This window comes from Pelomicrobium sp. P1 (genome assembly GCF_052805615.1).
On the sequence record NZ_JBRBEM010000020.1, the window covers coordinates 30,390 to 46,527 of the forward strand.

General features: G+C 62.1%; 16 protein-coding genes and 1 pseudogene. 8 read left to right on the forward strand and 9 right to left on the reverse strand.

The features are described from left to right. Positions 1–175 precede the first annotated feature (175 nt). The 7 genes from panB to ACUVYZ_RS16285 all read left to right on the forward strand — a co-directional run bounded on the left by panB (position 176) and on the right by ACUVYZ_RS16285 (position 6,907). On the forward strand, positions 176–1,057 hold the full coding sequence (gene panB, locus ACUVYZ_RS16255; RefSeq protein WP_439935479.1) for a 3-methyl-2-oxobutanoate hydroxymethyltransferase: 882 nt from the start codon (positions 176–178) through the stop codon (positions 1,055–1,057). Continuing rightward, entirely contained in the window at positions 1,042–1,518 is a 477-nt protein-coding gene (locus ACUVYZ_RS16260; protein WP_439935478.1) for a Crp/Fnr family transcriptional regulator, read from the forward strand. The genes panB and ACUVYZ_RS16260 overlap by 16 nt, the downstream gene beginning before the upstream one ends. Positions 1,519–1,896: 378 nt before the next feature. Then, positions 1,897–2,652 (forward strand): adenylyl-sulfate reductase, encoded by a 756-nt coding sequence (locus ACUVYZ_RS16265; protein ID WP_439935477.1) that lies wholly within the window; start codon positions 1,897–1,899, stop codon positions 2,650–2,652. 4 nt (positions 2,653–2,656) lie between these two features. Next, positions 2,657–3,106 (forward strand): adenylyl-sulfate reductase subunit beta, encoded by a 450-nt coding sequence (aprB, locus tag ACUVYZ_RS16270; RefSeq protein WP_439935476.1) that lies wholly within the window; start codon positions 2,657–2,659, stop codon positions 3,104–3,106. 4 nt (positions 3,107–3,110) lie between these two features. Next, a complete protein-coding gene (gene aprA, locus ACUVYZ_RS16275) occupies positions 3,111–4,952 on the forward strand; it encodes an adenylyl-sulfate reductase subunit alpha (protein WP_439935475.1) in 1,842 nt (613 codons plus the stop codon). After that, complete coding sequence (locus ACUVYZ_RS16280) at positions 4,949–5,704, forward strand: sulfite exporter TauE/SafE family protein (protein ID WP_439935474.1); 756 nt, start codon at positions 4,949–4,951, stop codon at positions 5,702–5,704. The genes aprA and ACUVYZ_RS16280 overlap by 4 nt, the downstream gene beginning before the upstream one ends. A 99-nt stretch (positions 5,705–5,803) precedes the next feature. Beyond that, positions 5,804–6,907: an aminomethyltransferase family protein gene (locus ACUVYZ_RS16285; protein ID WP_439935473.1), complete on the forward strand. Its 1,104-nt coding sequence runs from the start codon at positions 5,804–5,806 to the stop codon at positions 6,905–6,907. 137 nt (positions 6,908–7,044) lie between these two features. Here ACUVYZ_RS16285 and ACUVYZ_RS16290 read toward each other — a convergent pair whose 3' ends face one another. The 8 genes and pseudogenes from ACUVYZ_RS16290 to ACUVYZ_RS16325 form a co-directional block, all read right to left on the reverse strand. Next, the gene (locus ACUVYZ_RS16290) at positions 7,045–8,631 is read right to left on the reverse strand and encodes a methylenetetrahydrofolate reductase C-terminal domain-containing protein (protein ID WP_439935472.1); all 1,587 of its coding nucleotides are present in this window, start codon (positions 8,629–8,631) and stop codon (positions 7,045–7,047) included. Further along, positions 8,624–9,436 carry an ABC transporter ATP-binding protein gene (locus tag ACUVYZ_RS16295; RefSeq protein WP_439935471.1) on the reverse strand — a complete coding sequence of 271 codons (813 nt, stop codon included), beginning with the start codon at positions 9,434–9,436 and terminating at the stop codon, positions 8,624–8,626. The genes ACUVYZ_RS16290 and ACUVYZ_RS16295 overlap by 8 nt, the downstream gene beginning before the upstream one ends. 60 nt (positions 9,437–9,496) lie before the next feature. Further along, on the reverse strand, positions 9,497–10,321 hold the full coding sequence (locus tag ACUVYZ_RS16300) for an ABC transporter ATP-binding protein (RefSeq protein WP_439935506.1): 825 nt from the start codon (positions 10,319–10,321) through the stop codon (positions 9,497–9,499). Between the two features lie 84 nt (positions 10,322–10,405). Beyond that, a pseudogene (locus tag ACUVYZ_RS16305) lies at positions 10,406–10,765 on the reverse strand (cyclic nucleotide-binding domain-containing protein); the annotation flags it as partial. A gap of 61 nt (positions 10,766–10,826) precedes the next feature. Further along, positions 10,827–11,630 (reverse strand): ABC transporter permease, encoded by an 804-nt coding sequence (locus tag ACUVYZ_RS16310; RefSeq protein ID WP_439935470.1) that lies wholly within the window; start codon positions 11,628–11,630, stop codon positions 10,827–10,829. Beyond that, positions 11,627–12,565 (reverse strand): ABC transporter permease, encoded by a 939-nt coding sequence (locus tag ACUVYZ_RS16315; protein ID WP_439935469.1) that lies wholly within the window; start codon positions 12,563–12,565, stop codon positions 11,627–11,629. Before ACUVYZ_RS16315 ends, ACUVYZ_RS16310 begins: the two co-directional genes overlap by 4 nt. Before the next feature lie 100 nt (positions 12,566–12,665). After that, positions 12,666–13,853, reverse strand: a complete 1,188-nt coding sequence (locus ACUVYZ_RS16320) for an ABC transporter substrate-binding protein (RefSeq protein ID WP_439935468.1) — start codon at positions 13,851–13,853, stop codon at positions 12,666–12,668. A gap of 53 nt (positions 13,854–13,906) precedes the next feature. Next, positions 13,907–14,797, reverse strand: a complete 891-nt coding sequence (locus ACUVYZ_RS16325; protein WP_439935467.1) for a 3-methyl-2-oxobutanoate hydroxymethyltransferase — start codon at positions 14,795–14,797, stop codon at positions 13,907–13,909. A 175-nt stretch (positions 14,798–14,972) separates the two neighbouring features. Here ACUVYZ_RS16325 and ACUVYZ_RS16330 point away from each other — a divergent pair, with 175 nt between their 5' ends. After that, complete coding sequence (locus ACUVYZ_RS16330) at positions 14,973–15,671, forward strand: Crp/Fnr family transcriptional regulator (protein WP_439935466.1); 699 nt, start codon at positions 14,973–14,975, stop codon at positions 15,669–15,671. Between the two features lie 294 nt (positions 15,672–15,965). On the opposite strand, the gene ACUVYZ_RS16335 is transcribed toward ACUVYZ_RS16330, so the two are convergent. Beyond that, positions 15,966–16,138, reverse strand: a 173-nt coding sequence (locus ACUVYZ_RS16335; RefSeq protein ID WP_446033020.1) for a formate--tetrahydrofolate ligase, incomplete at its 5' end; no start/stop codon positions are given.

Sequence of the window (16,138 nt, forward strand, 5' to 3'; positions counted from 1 at the left end):
CGTGTTTCCATCCGCACGCGATGTTTCGATCGGAAACCCGGCCCCCGCGGAAGCGGGGAGCCCCGAAGCCCGGGCGAAGGGTTAAGTCCCTGTCCCCAATCGATACTTCGGTTTGGCACATGGCTTGCTAGAAGCCGATACATTCCCAACCGTCCACTCATCGGAGGAGCGAGCCGTGGCAGGAGCAGCGACCGAGCAAAAGCGCAAGAAAGTCACCATCCCCATGCTCATGGAGAAAAAGAAGCGCGGGGAGCCGATCGTGCAATTGGCCGTCTACGATTATGCGAACGCCATCATCGCGGATCGGGTGGGGGTGGACATCCTGTGCGTGTCGGACACGGGCGGCATGGTGCTGTTCGGCCACGAGGACACCACCTCGGTCTCCTTCGAGGAGGTGATGTTCATGGCCCAGGCGGTCAAGCGCGGCTCCCAGTACGGGCTACGCATGGTGGACATGCCCTACATGAGCTTCCACCTCTCCACCCAGCAGGCGGTGGACAACGCCGCCAAGTACGTCTCCCAGGGGGGCGCCGAAGTGATGAAATGCGAGGGCAACCAGCACCACGCCAAGTACGTGGAGGCGATCGTCAAGGCCGGCATCCCGGTGCAGGGCCACATCGGCATCACTCCCATGCGCATCCCCCAGCTCGGGGGCTTCGCCGCCCAGGGCAAGACCGCCGACCGGGCCAAGGAGCTGATCGACGACGCCATGGCCTTCTACGACGCCGGCTGCTTCTCCATCCTGTGCGAGGTGACCACCTCCGAGGTGTGCCAGTATCTGGCCGAGACCCTGCCGATTCCCATCATCAGTCTGGGGGCGGGCAACCGGGCGGACGGGGTGCACATCATCGGCTCGGACCTCTTCCACCTGTACGAGAAGCACACCCCGCGCCACTCTAAGGTCTACGTGGACCTGATCCCCATCATCGAGCAAGTCTACAAGGACTACATCAAGGACGTGCGCAACCGGGACTACCCGGGCCCCGAGCACACGGTGTTCATGAAGGAGGAGGAGCTCAAACGCTTCCAAGAGATGGTGGGATGGAAAAAGAAGTAGCCCCCGGCACCCCGGACGTCCTGTCCCAGGGCGTGGCCGCCTTCCTCGCCTCCAGCGCCTTTTTCGCCGATCTCACCACGGATCAGTTGGCGGCGCTCGCCCCCCTGTTCCGGGTGGAGGAATACCCCCAGGGCGCCGAAATCTACAACCTGGGCGACCAGGCGGTGGACTTCTACGTGCTGGTGGAGGGGCTGGTGCGCTTCACCATCGGCCGCGGCGGACGCCAAGCCACCGCGGGGGAGCTCATCCGCAGCGGCGAGATCTTCGGCTGGGCGGCGGTAGTAGAACGAGCCCAGCGGCGCATCGCCACCGCTTACTGCCTCACCGCTTGCAGGGTGCTGGCGATCAACGGCAACGAATTCCTGAAAGCCATGGACCGGGACCACAGCATGGGCTACCACGTGATGAAGCAGCTCAACTTCCTCATCACCGGAGAGCTCACTTCGTTCGCCTCCGGATGATATAGGCATAAACCGCATAGCCCGGCAGGCAAAAAGAAAAATTTATAACTATGAAAGATTTTTCTATTGCTTCCGGATATCTTCTGCGTTAAGAAGTTTGGACCTCGGAGGGGTTCGGTCAGATGAGCCGGCCGACGAGAGATCAAGCTCGCAGACGAAAGGGGGTGTGGACGGAAGGAGCCTGAGAGCCGTCCGCCGAGGGCTCGACCAGCGATAGTTGAAAGCGCCGGATAAGGAGAAGGCGGCAGGGTTTCCGCCGAGAAGATAGGGCATCGAGCGCAGGGAAAGCAGGGCCGTTCCCGGTGCAGGTGTTTTGCCTACGCCGGAATCTGCAGCAAACCTTAACGAGCAATCAGCCGACATGTTTGGGAGGTTTTCATGTTCACCAGCAATCCATTCGCCGCGGTGACGGAGCTTGTGCCTCCCTTCGCCATGCAGGTGTACGTCACCCTGATGGCAATCGCCGTTGCCGCTGGAACGCTGTTTGACATCTACCACAAGGGCAGCGGCAAGTACTTCGCGCTGCGGAGGGAAAGATCGAAGACCGCAGCCCCGAGACAGCTCAGCGGAGCCGAGAGGTTTTCGATAGCGATCAGGACCTTCGCGGAGGGGGCGGTCTCCGGCGAGTTCTGCAAATGGCTGAGGCGCCTGTCTCATCTTTTGATGATGTACGGCTTCCTGCTGTACGTGATCACGACCCTGGTGATGGTCTTCGGCTATGCCGGCGCCGCCCACACGCCGGCCGTCCTGCCGATCCTGTGGAACCTGGGCGCCCTGATGATCCTCGCCGGCGGTCTGTGGTTTTTCTTCTTCCTCAGAGTGAACGTGGCCTACGAGGGCCATCCGCCCTTCCGCCTGGTGCGCGCTGATCTTTTCGTGGGTTCCCTTGTGGCGAGCGCCGCGCTCGCCCTGGTTTGGCATTTTGTGCAGACGACGCTCCAGAGCCCGGCGGCCACCCTGCTGTTCTTCGGTCTCTACATCTTCTTCACAACCCTGCTCTTCGTTTCCGTTCCCTGGTCCAAGTTCGCCCACATGTTCTACAAGCCCGCGGTGGCGTACCAGCGCAGAATCGAGGAGGCGAGCGGCGCCTCCGACCTGCCGACGCCCGCCGGCGGCCTCCACTGCAGGAACTGAAGCCATGCCGACCTACGTGGACATGACGCGCTGCGACGGCTGCGGCGAGTGCGTGGACATCTGTCCGTCGGACATCATGCACATCGATCCGGTCTACCGCCGGTCCTACAACATCGAGCCCAACTTCTGCTGGGAGTGCTATTCGTGCGTGAAGGCCTGCCCGCAGCACGCGATCGACGTGCGGGGCTATTCCGACTTCGCACCCCTCGGCCACAAGGTCCGGGTGCTCCGCGACCGGCAGAGCAACCGCGTCTACTGGAAGATCCGCTACCGCGACGGGCGGGTGAAGGAGTTCACCTTCCCCATCCGGACCACCCCCTGGGGCTCCATCAAGCCGCCGTCGGAATACGAGCGGCCCGACGCCAGGGCGCTCGCCTCGCCGATGCTGGCCCACGAGCCCGAGGCGCTCAAGGTAGAAGCGCTGCCCGTGCTGCCGCGGCCGGAAAAGGGGTGACGCCATGGCCAGAAGAACCCGGTTCGTTGACTCGGACATCCTCATCATTGGCGGCGGCTTCGGCGGCTGCGGGGCCGCTTACGAATCCCGCTACTGGGGCCGGGACCTGAAGATCGTCCTGGTGGAAAAGGCGAACATCGAAAGGAGCGGCGCCGTCGCCCACGGGCTCTCGGCGATCAATTGCTACATGGGCATGCGCTGGAACGAGAACCAGCCTGAAGACTTCGTGCGTTACGCCCGCGGGGACCTCATGGGCTTGGTGCGCGAGGACCTGGTCTATGACATCGCCCGCCACGTGGATTCCACGGTGCACAAGTTCGAAGAGTGGGGCCTGCCGATCATGAAGAACCCCCAGACCGGCCGGTACCTGAGGGAAGGCAAGTGGCAGATCATGATCCACGGCGAGAGCTATAAGCCCATCATCGCCGAGGCCGCCAGAAAAGCCGCGAGCGAGGTATACAACCGCATCATGGTCACCCACTTGTTGACGGACAGGAGCGACCCCAATCGCATCGCCGGCGCCGTCGGCTTCAGCGTGCGCAGCGGCGACTTCTACGTCTTCCGGGCGAAGGCGGTGATCGTCGCCGCCGGCGGCGCCTCCCACATTTACCGGCCCAGAGCGATCGGCGAAGGCACCGGCCGGACCTGGTACGCGCCGTGGAGCAGCGCGTCGGCCTACGGTCTCCTGATACCGACGGGCGCGAAGATGATTCAAATGGAAAACCGCATCGTGCTTGCCCGCTTCAAGGACGGCTATGGCCCGGTCGGTGCCTGGTTCCTGCTGCTCAAGTCCCAGGCCACCAACGCCTACGGCGAAAGCTACGAGGCGAAGTACCTGGACCAGCTCAACGAGATGGTGGGGGAAAAATACACCAAGAGCCATCCGTTTCCCACCTGCCTGCGCAACCACGCCATGATCGAGGAGATGAAGGCCGGCCGGGGCCCGATCTACATGCAGACCCAGCACGTCCTCGACACCAAGGAAAAAGAGGAGATCGGCTGGGAGGATTTCCTCGACATGACCATCGGCCAGGCGGTGGTCTGGGCGTCCCAGAACATCGATCCCAAGGAGAGGCCCTCCGAGCTGATCACCTCCGAGCCCTATGTCATGGGCTCCCACGCCACCTGCTCCGGCGCCTGGGCGAGCGGGCCGGAGGACGTGGCGCCTGCGGATTACCAGTGGGGATACAACCGCATGACCACGGTGCAGGGGCTCTTCGGGGCGGGGGACACGATCGGCGGTTCCGCCCACAAGTTTTCTTCCGGCTCTTTCACCGAGGGAAGGCTGGCCGGCAAGGCGGCAGTCCGCTACGTCCTGGACCGGAAAGGCGACGAGCCCCGGCTGGACGAAACCCGGGTGAACAAGCTCGAGCAGACCGTCTTCAAGCCGCTGGAAAACTACCGGGTGGGAAGGAACGAGATCGTCGCCGGCACCGTCGCTCCGGGCTATTTGCTGCCCCTTCACGGCCTGCAGCGGCTGGAGAAGCTCATGGACGAGTACGTGGGCGGCTACAGCACCTTTTACGTGACCAACGAACCGCTGCTCAATCGGGGCCTGGAGCTGCTCACCATGCTCAAGGAGGACCTCGAACATCTCGGCGCCGAGGACCTGCACCAGCTCCAGCGGGCCTGGGAGCTCCACCACCGGGTCCTGACGGCGGAAGCGGTGGCCCGGCACACGCTGTTCCGGCAGGAAACCCGCTGGCCGGGCTACTACTATCGCGCCGATTACCCGAAGCTGAACGACGCCGAGTGGCACGTTTTCACCGCCTCCCAATACGATGCCGACACGGGCGAATGGCACATGAGCAAGCTGCCCGTGCACCACATCGTTGAGCAGAAGTGACCCTGCTCCTTTTGCTGGTCGTCGCCTTCCTGGTGGGCGCCCTGATCGGCGCGGTAGGCATCGGGGGAATCCTGCTGATCCCCGCCCTCACCGCCTTGGCCGGGCTGGTCATCCACGAGGCGATGGCGACCGCTCTCTTCACCTTCCTCTTCACCGGGCTCCTCGGCACCTGGCTGTTCCAGCGCCGAGGCAGCATCGACTGGCGCCTGGCCGTGCCGGTGTGCGCCGGCGCCGCCGTGTTCGCCTTCTTCGGCGCCTGGGCCAACTCCCGGCTCCAGGCCCCCGCCCTCGGCGCCATCCTCGCCGGGATCATCATCTTCGCCGGCGTCTATACCCTCGCTTCCTGGCACGGGGCGCCCAACCCAGCGCTGGACGACCATCCGTCGGGACAGAAAGCGCTCCTCCTCGCGATCGGCGCGGTCTCCGGCTTCGGCTCCGGCCTCACCGGCGTGGGCGGCCCGGCCCTCTCCGTGCCCCTCATGGTCCTGTTCGGCTTCCCGGCGCTGCCCACCATCGGCGTATCCCAGGTGATCCAGATCCTGGCGGCCGCCTCGGGAACCCTGGGCAACCTGCAATACGGCACGATCAATTTCCAGGTAGCCGTCCCGGTCACGGTGATGGAGATCGTGGGCGTGGCGGTCGGGGTGAAGATCGTCCACGCCGTCAACGTCCAGCTCGTGCGCCGCTTCGTCGCCGTGCTGTGCGTCGTGGTGGGGGCGGGACTCCTGGCGCGGGCCTTGAGCGTCGTGTAAGCCGCGGACGGGCACGAATTCTCGCGATTAAAACTGGTCGTTTTCTCATTCGTGGGCGTTCGCGTTCATTGGTGGCCGAAGAAGCCTTTGTGATCGATCATGCAGGCGAGTCTTCTGGAGCCTCCCCTCACCGCCACCTTTCGCGCCCGCGGCATCCCCCTGGACCCCTTCGGTCCCAGGCTCTTCGTTCCCCGCCATTTCGGCGATCCCCTCGCCGAGCAACGCGCCACCCGCACGAGCGCGGGCCTCTACGATTTCTCCTTCATGGGCTGCTTCGAAGCGCGCGGACCGGAGGCCCTGTCGTTTCTCCAGCGCCTACAAACCCGGGATCTGGAGGGGCTTGCCCCCGGGCGGCTCGCCTACACCCTGCTCCTGCGAGAGGACGGAAGCGTTTTCATCGACGCCACCGTCTGGCGCATCGGGGAGGCGCATTATTGGATCGTGACCGGGCGGCGCTCGGACATCGACCATGTGGGACGGGTGGCCGCGGATTTTGACGTCCAGATCCAGGACCGCTCCGGCCGGGACGCCGTCATCGCCCTCCAGGGACCCGCTAGCGCCGCCCTGCTCCGGCGCTGCGGCGCCGGCGCCTTGCCGGGTTATTTCGCTTTCCTCGAAACTCGCTTGTTCGGGGAGCCGTGCCGGGTGGCCCGCATCGGCTACACCGGGGAGCTGGGCTACGAAATTTTTGTCGATAGAGCAGCCACGAAGGCGCTGTGGGAAGGGCTGGTCGATGCGGGCCGGAGCGCCGGCCTCGCGGAATGCGGGTTCGCTGCGGCGGACGCTCTGCGGGTGGAGGGCGGGTTCATCCTCTTTTCCCGTGAGCTGGCGGATCCCGCGACTCCCCAGGAGCTGGGCCTCGGCCGGTTGCTCTCGGCCCGTAAGCGCTACTTGGGCGCGGCCGCCCTCGCCCGTCGCCCGGAGGGGAAAAGACTGACAGGGCTTTTGCCCGAGCCGCGTTTCCAGGAGGAGGTGCTGGCTCTCGACCCGCCCCTAGGGCCGCCCGCGCCCGGCCTCGCCGTGCTCACCAGCGCGGTCCGCTCAGCCCTGTTTCGGCGGACGCTCGCCATGGGGTTCGTGCACCCGGAGGACCGCTACCCGGGCACCCGGGTGCGCCTGGGACCCGGACTGACCGGGCGCGTGGCGCGGCTGCCTTTCTACGATCCGTTGAAGCGGGTGCCGCGAGCACCGGTTGACGGCTGAATGGACCATAATCGAGCACTGGCGCTTCGCTCTGAACGGGTCAGGGATGACCTGCGGGCTCCGTCGCGCCGCTGTGCAGGAACTGGCATCAGCCCTAAGACCATGAGTCCGAAGCTTAATAGCCTCCTCGATCCGCCTTATCCGGTTCCCTTGCATTTGTTGCCACCAGCCCCTTGACGAAACCCGACTTTCGGATGGGGGACCAGCGTGATCTGCGGCCCCTCGCCGCGAAAGTGAGGCGGCCATGACGACGTATGCCGGTTCGCCGCTGGAACGGCGGGGATGATCCATGTCTCGAGCTCATGAAGAACCCCGACGTCCCTCGCGATGCGGTATTTAATACTGTGGATGCATTCCCGATCCCGAAACTCGCAAAGGTTCTCGCTGGTACCCCCGCACGGCCCGTTCGCGAGCCCTTTGGGACACGTTTCTGGACAAACATACTGGGTCGCGGCCAGGCGGCACATCCCGCACGTCTCGCACCCGAAGAGCGGCCCCTTGATCGCCCGCTCCACCCGCTCTAGTAGCGCGTCCCCCAACCCGTGTCGCCTGATCGGCCGCAGCAAGGGCGCCATGGCGCGGGCTGCGAGGCCCCTATCGAACATGAAACTGTGAACCCGATCCATAAGGGAGTACTTGACTCGCTCCCTTGTTCGGGTGCGCCTCACTCGCGGCCTGGCGAGGTACCAGGGCTCGTGAGCGGGGGCGGGGTCTGCCTGTCCGCCCTCCGGCAGCGCAAGGGCCTCGTTCCACGCTTTGCTCCATGTAACGCGGTCGGTGCATAGGTCCGAGAGCTCGCGCAGCTCCGCTTGCAGCGCTCTGAGCTTCTCGATCGAGTGGATACCTGTGATCTGCACACCTGCATACCCGTAAAAGCGCACGCCCAGAATTTGCAGGGCCAGGCGGCGCAATACGCGCGAAGCGCCCTTGTCCGACATCAGACGCTCTTCCGCCTCCAGCAGCGAAAGCATCGAATCTGTCACGGTGACGCCCGGAAGCTGGTGTTGGCGCATGTAGCGCGCTCGCGCCGCAGAAAGCGGCATCACGTTCGCCACGAGAGGAATACGGTAACCGCGCGCCTCCACCCAGAAAAGCGCCTCCTCGTATTTGAGCATGTCAAACCCGATCTGGGTGATGATGAAGTTCGCGCCAGCGCCGACTTTTTTTCCAAGCTTCAAATACTGGGCCATGGCGTCCTCTTCGCGATACTTGAATGGATTCAGGGCTGCAGCAATCAGCAGGTTCGGATATGCACGGCGCGCTTCGTAGATCGCCGGCACTGATTCCAAGTAACGGGGCCGCCGGTCCATCGGCTCTTCCTTCAGGCGGTCGCCGGTGAGAATCAATATGTTCTCGAGGCCGTTGTCCTCCATGCGCTGGAGGAAGTCTTGAAATTGATCGAGCTCCCGCCCCTTGCCAGAAAAGTGCACCAGCGGCTGCTTTCCGCTATGGTCGAGCAAATGAGAAGCGGCCGCGATAGGGTCAGGATCGCGGTCGGACACGACCCGGTCGGTTACCGAGAAGCCCGCGAGACCCGATTCGTCCTTCATGATCTCCGCGATGCCGCCGAGCTTGTGAAGCTCGTCTCGGAGCACTTTGTCCACGGAGGGGATGAACTCGATCGTCCAGAAAAAGCGACCGTCGCGCAAAGATTCGCTCAGCGCATTCGCACCCGGCTGTATTGCGTGCCCGACGTGGATTGCCAAAGGCGCAACGCTACTCATTCATCCCTTTCGCCATCGCGACGAGGCGCTCCATTTCTTTGGCCGCGGCAGTGCCCTTGACAAAACCCTTGAGAGCCTCTTCGTACAGGAGTCCGAGAGCCTGGTCCTTCAGGTCTGCATAGATGTCCGACGTGAGCATGTGAAACTCGCGTGGCCGCGGCAGCGGAACATCGATGACCGCCTTCACTGCAGTCGGCTTGTAGCTCAGGATCACCAGGCGGTCCGCAAGGAAGATCGCCTCTTCCACCTCGGAGGTTACGAACAAGGTAGTCATATGGTTTTCTTCGAAGAGCCCCAGGAAGTACTCTTGCATCAGCCCACGCGTCATGTGATCGAGGCCGCGGAACGGCTCGTCCAGCAGCATGAGCCTCGGTTTGTTGATCAGGGCCCGCGCCACCTCCGCACGGCGCTGCATTCCGCCCGAGAGCTCTTCGGGAAACCGATCTTCGAAGCCCTTGAGCCCCACCTTTGCGAGCAATCGGATCGCCTCTTCTCTCGCGCTGTCGGCTGGGATGCCCTTCTGAATGGGGCCATAGGCTACATTGTCGAGCAGCGACATCCAGGGAAACAACGCCGTCTCCTGGAACACGACGATTCGGTCTGGCCCGGGGCGCTCCACGCGGTCCCCATCGATGGTGATCTCGCCGAGACTTGGTTTCTCATATCCTGCGATCAGCTTGACCAGCGTGCTTTTACCGCAGCCGGATGGTCCGATCAGCACCGTCAGTTTCCCTGGGTCGATATCGAAAGAACACTTGCGCAAGACGACCTCAGGTCGGTCCCCTCGCGCGTAAACCTTTCCCACGTTCGCAATCCGCGTGTGCCCTACCGTGGAGATCGCCGTTAAGCTCCTCATTGCATTCTCCTATGCGAGCTCCCGCTCTCCCGCGGCGAAAGCCTTCACCGCCTCTTCGTGCACCGCCTCGATGGCCTCGTCCTTGAGCCGCATAAACTCCGGTGCAGCGAGAATCTTCGTGCTGCGGGGCCGGGGCAGGTCGACCAGGATGGTCTGCTTGATCCGCCCTGGCCGCGTCGTCATCACCAATACCCGGTCGGCGAGATAAATCGCCTCCTCCAAGTCGTGAGTGATGAACAGGACCGTCTTGTGCGAGAGGTCGTAGAGCTCGAGCAGGGCGTTGTGCGTCACCGTCTTGGTGAGGGCATCCAGACCGCGGAACGGTTCGTCCAGCAGAATGACCCGGGGGTCGTTCAGGAGCGCACGAATGATCTCCACGCGCCGGCACATCCCCGACGAAATCGAACCTGGATAGAGTTCTTCGATATCGGTAAGCCCTACCCGAGCGAGCAGCTCTCGCGCCCTCACGACCGCCGCCTCCTCGCTCATGCGCTTTTGCACTACCGGGCCCCGAATGAGGTTTTCCCGAATCGTGGCCCAGGGGAACAGCGCGCCGTTCTGGAACACGACGATGCGGTCCGGCCCTGGTTTCGGCCTGGCGCCTGGCCGGTTGACGCATTCGCCGTCCAGGTAGATCACGCCGTCGGTCAGCGTGTCAAAGCCCGCGATGGCGTTGAGCAGCGTCGACTTTCCACAGCCAGACGGCCCGACGATGGCACAGAACTCCCCAGGACGGATCTCGATCGAGCAGTCATCGACCGCCACCACGGCGCGGCCGAGAGGATCATAGATCTTGCCAGCGTTGCGAATGGAAACCCATCCCGAGCGGTTCATCACCGCCCGCTCGTGTCCCGCAAACGCCCGCGCCAGCTCCTGCAGCAGCTCGTGGCCTTCCCTTCCGCCGTATTCCCGGCATTTGTCCTGGAACCACCGTCCGTTCAGAGCGAGCACCTTGCTCGCCCGCTCGCACCGCGCCGAAATCACGCGCCTGGGCATCCCCTGAACCAGGGCAGCAAAGCCGAACAACTGTCCCGGAGCGCTCACTTCGCGCGCCACGGAGAATTGTTCCTCGGCGGCCTGGACCTCGGGATGTCCCACCTTTCCATCCACCAAGATGTAAAAATCTGTTGCTGGATCGTTTTTAGCGAAGATGAATTGACCTTTCTCAAAGGACTGCTCAACGGCGACTTCCGCAGCCTCCTTGAGAACCTCTAGAGGCGCCTTTCTCAGGAATGAGCTCAGGCGCAGCAGCTTGAGTTTTTCCTCGGTGGTAAGCATGACGACCCCTCGATGCGCGTTCCTTGAATCGCAGGTTCCGGACCAGTGCAGCGTCCGTCCCTCAAGCGCGGCGCCAAGGCATGGCAATCTTCCCTATCCAGCTCATGATCCCGCTGGAGATCATGCCAGCGACGCCGATGCTCAACATGCCGATGACGATCCCCACGAGTGACTGGCCCATGTAAGCTTTCCATGTCAAGTAGCCTAGGCCGTTGTTGCCGGAAGCCATCTCCGCGGCGATCACCACTTCCCAAGTAATCCCGATGGCGATGGTGAGCCCCGTAAATACGGAGGGTAGGGCGCCAGGCACCAGAATCTTCCAGAACAGCGCCCTCGGGCTCGAACCTAACGACCTGGCCGCCTGGATGTAGCGCACGTCGATGTTGTCGATGCCGGAGAGCACGTTGATGAAAATGGGGAAAAAAGCCCCCATGAAGGTGAGGAACACCATGGTCATCTCCGCTGACGGCCAGAACAAGATCGACAGCGGCAGCCACGCCAGCGGCGGAATCGGCCTGAAGATCTCAAGAATGGGAAATGACATGTACCGGAATTTTCGCTGCAGCCCCATCGCGAGCCCCAATGCGAGCGCCAATCCAGCGGCGATGAAGAAACCCAGAAATACCCGGCATCCGCTGCTCACCCAGCTCATCCAGTAGCCTTCCTGTGCCATCTGCTCAGGGATCCCTTTGACCACCTCGACCGGCGTCGGCATGACCGCCATCAACCCCACCATGCGCGCGAGCTGCCAAATCAGGAAGAACGACAGGATGCCCAGGACGCCCTGCCAGATCACGGGATTCTTGATACGGGTGACCAGTCGTGTCTGCCAAGAGGGACGCAATGCCTTCGTCGCCGTATTCACGCCACACCTCGCTCCTTGCTCTGCCACGCCATTAGCCACTCTCCGACTTTGCGGATGATGGCGCTCGAGACATAACCCAGCACACCCAGGGTGATCATTCCGATAAAGATGTTCGGTAACGCGACCTGGACGTATCCGTCGAAGATCATGTATCCGAGGCCGGAGCGTCCGGCGATCAGTTCTCCCCCGACCAGGGAGAACCAGGCCACGCCCATCGCGATCTGAAGCCCGGTAAAAATGAACGGCAAAGCGCCCGGGACCACGACCCGGATTAGTACCTGCCAGCGGTTGTAGCCGAGACAAGCGGCGGCGCGAAAATACGATTCATGAATCGAGCGCACCCCCAGGTAGGTATTCAGCACCGTCGCGAAAAATGCCGACAGCATGGTGACGAAGATGACCGGCATCTCCGTCCCATAGAGCATCAGCACAGCCAACGGAACCCAAGCGAGGGGCGGAATCGGGCGCAACATCTCGACCACCGGGAAGATCAGGTTGCGCATGAGCCGGCTCCAGCCGAGCAGGATGCCGAGGGGCGTTCCCACCAGGATGGCAATCGCAAACGCCGTATACACCCGAAGCGTGCTGACCGCGATGTGCTCGTAATAAACCGGCGTAAACAGCGAGACGCCGTATTTCGGCTCCAAGCTCACCCATTCCCTGAACAGGAACAAAGGGTCCGGAATGAATTCGAAGCGGGGCAGCGAGAAGAACTTGGTCAGGACATACCAAATCGAAAAGAAGCCCGCAAACCCGAGAATCCCGTACAGGAATTTATGGCCCTTGAGAAACCTGGTCGCACGGCTTGCGACATCCCCTGCCGCCACAGGCCAATCGCTCGACTGCGTCAATCTTCTGTCATAGTCGTCAAGCAGGCCAGCTTCCGCTATCCGAAGCCCCGCGCCAGGAACAGGTGTCGTCAGCGCTTTAATCACTGGGATTCGTGCCATAGTCCGTCCGTTTTAAATTGCAACTCCTCTCGGAGCACGTCATGCGCCTGGCAGAATGCTGCGGCCTTTCTCATAGGCTGATCGTCTACTTGATCAGCTCATCGCCTTTGAAGGGATTCTTGGTTCCTGCCTTGATTTCGAACAATCCCTTGCTTGGATCGAGCCCCAACTCCTTGAACGCCTGAACCACCAAATCGTCCTGCAGCGCTTCCGGGTGCAGATCCGGCTCATGGACGACCTGGATCTCGCGCAGAAAGGCATAGCCTCGTTTCAGAAGCTCGCGCACTTCCGGGGTGAATGTCATGACCCCTTTCAGGGCTATGTCGTCCGCCCCTGTCTCTGCGGGCGGCCTTCCGTAGATGGCATACCAGAGGTTTTCCTTGGTGTACTCGGGCAGCTCCTTCTTGACGTAGTTGATGGTCTCGATCGGGCGATCGCGCAGAAAATAGAGCGCTTCGATGTTGGCCTTCAGCCAAGCGATGGCAACATCGCGGTTTTTCTCGATGAAGTCCTTACGCATGACCACCGTGTTGGCGTCGCCCTCTCCGTACGCCGCAGGGGAAACCGCGAACCGGGCGTGGCCGTCGAACACCGCCTTCGACAGGTGAGGCTCGTACAATGCGGCGGCGTCGATCTTCTTGGCCTGCAGGCTGGTGACGATCACTTCTGCTTGCATCTGCTGCCAGGTGACCTTGATGCCTTCTTTCTTGAGCATGTACTGACCGAGCCTATCGGCGCAGCTCCCCTTCGGCACTCCCACCACTTTGCCGTCGAGCCACTTGATGGCCTCCTTGTAGCCACCGAACTTGGGTGCATCAGAGCGCACTAGCAGCATGCCGCACATACGACCGTTGGAGATCTCGTTCACGGCCACGATGTTGATGGGCGCCAGGGCACGCTTGGTCGTGGCGACGATCGACGGGTTGTCGCCGATGTAGCCGATCTGCTGCTTATTTGCAATCAGGTCGGTGATCACCGGGGGGCCCTGAAGATTGCGCTTCCAGTTCACTTTGCTGCCCTTGGGAAGCCATTTTTCCCATAGCCTGGCCTCCTTCATGATCACCGTGTCCCAAGCTCCGGTCCATGCCAGCCAGTAGTTGCTGCTGATCTCTACCGGCGGTCCGTCTAGCTGCTTGGCCTTGGCCGCGATACTCCTGTAGTCTGCGTCGTTATACCCGGCGGCAACCGCAGGGGCCGAAGCGATCGCCGCCGCAGCCGTGAACGCCAACGCCAGGCGCCTGAAGGAACGCGATGTGCGGCGGTGTGCATGCATGACAGATCCTCCTCCTTATCGAAACGTATCGCTCTCCGCTTCGGGTAGGCCGCTTACCAGACCGCCTGCGCGGATCCAGATTTCGCAGCTCCTTCCATCTTGAGAAACTTCTCGTGCTCCTCGGGCGTCATGTGGAAGCTGTCCTCCTCCAGCGGGTAGGCGCCGGCAACAGTCTCGTCCCGGTAGCGGCGCAGGCCTTCTTCGATCATGGGACCCACATTGACGAAGCCGCCGCGATTTTTCGGTATGGGAAACGCGCTGTAGCCCACCACGTCGCCGCTGATGTGATAAACGCCGTCATTCACCCGGCCACCCCCCAACGTAATCACGGGCACCGGCAAGGTGCGGGTAAGGTACGCCGCGACCTCGGTGGGCACCTGCTCCACGATGAAGCCGAACACGCCGGCATCGACAAAGGCCCGCGCGGTCTCGGCGATCTCCCGCGCTTCTTGAGCCGTCTTGCCTTTGATGCCGAAGCCGCTTTGCTCGGTACGGCGAGAGGCCATCATGCCGATGTGCCCCATGACCGGGATCCCGGCCCGCACGATTTCCGCGATGTATTCGGCGGTATAGCGGTTGCCTTCGCATTTCACCGCGTCCGCGCCGCCCTCGGCGATCAGGCGCCCGGCGTTGGTGATTGCTTGTTCCTTGGACGCATGATAGGTGAGGTAGGGCATGTGAGCGACGATAAAGCCATAGCGTGCAACTCGGCTGACTGCCTGGGTCATGAAGAGCTGCTCTTCGAATTTGACCGTCGTTGGGTCCTTATGTGCGAACAGCGACATCGGGCCCGCGTTGCCGATGATGAGCAGATCGAAGCCGACCCGGTCGGCGATGGCCGCCATCGGTGCGTCGTAAACTCCGATCGCCGTGATCGGCTCTCGACGTGCCTTTTTCTGGCGCAGATAGTTCAAGGTGACTTTTTTTCGAATGTTCTCCGACATGGTTTACTCCTGGTCAAGACGCCTTACGGTTCGAGTCATTTTTATCCCGCAGCAGGTTGCCTTTCTGTCACTAGCGTGACATTTGATGGATTTAATATGTCTCCAACGCGACATATTTATGCTAAGATAGGCGTGAGGATTGCCGATTTACCTGGAGCCCGCCCGGGAACGACGAATGGCTAACGTTGCGCCGTGGTACTGGAAGAAAGTCAACCTGTTCGACGAAGCCGATTCGCAGGCCCGCCAGGCGTTTTTCCAATGCGCCGAGCGGCACGAATATCGCAAGGGCCAGCATGTGTTCCGAGCTGACGATCCAGCAACCCGCGTATTTCTCCTGGAAAGCGGGGTGGTCAAGATTTACCAGCTCTCGCCTCAAGGCGCCGTGACCATTTTCTGGTTCTGCGTTCCGGGAGATCTTTTCGGGGCGGGGGGAATCACGGGATCTTTCGAGCAATCGGTGTATGGCCAGGCCGTAGAACGATCGACGGTTTTCACGATTCCACGCAAAGCGTTCGAGCAGGTACTAAAGGCGCATCCGCAGCTCGCAATAAACGTCATTCGACTGATGGGCGCGCGACTACGCCTCGCCTGCGACGCGATGACAGACAAGGTGTCCTTAAAGACAAATGTGCGCCTGGCGCGACTGCTGCTGCGCCTGGCGCAGAATTGGGGTTATCCGTGCGAGAAGGGAATCGAGCTCAGGGTCAAAATCACCCACCAGGAGCTCGCAAACATGATTGGCGCTTCTCGCCAGAGAGTGAATGAAAGCCTGCAGGTGTTTCAACGGAGGGGCTGGGTCAGTGTCGACGGCAGAAGGATAACGATCGCAAGCCCTGAGGAAATCCAGCGCTTGTTGGATGACGGTACGTTGTGACCGGATGCGTGGCGCGGCGGCCCTTCCATGATCCGATGAAGCGCCTGCCGCCAAGCCTCGCCGACTGATTATCAGACGGCAGCCCGGGCTCCACCCTGATGGAACCCCCGAACAAGTCATGCTCAGGCGCGCTCGGCGGCGGCGATGATGTTACCGAGCAGCATGGTCGCCGTCATCGGCCCCACGCCCCCGGCACCGGAGTGATCCAAGACGCCCTTTCCTTCATCGCCTCCAAGTACCGCTCGCGATCACCACTCCGTCGATGATATTCGCAGCTATGTCAATCCAGATTTGCTAGAACAATCCCACCACCTTGCCGTTTTCGTCCAGGTCGATTTTTTCGGCCGAGGGCACCTTGGGCAGCCCCGGCATGGTCATGATGTCGCCGCAGATCATGACCACGAACTCCGCCCCCGCCGCCAGGCGCACTTCCCGGATGTTGATCACGTGCCCGGAGGGCGCCCCGC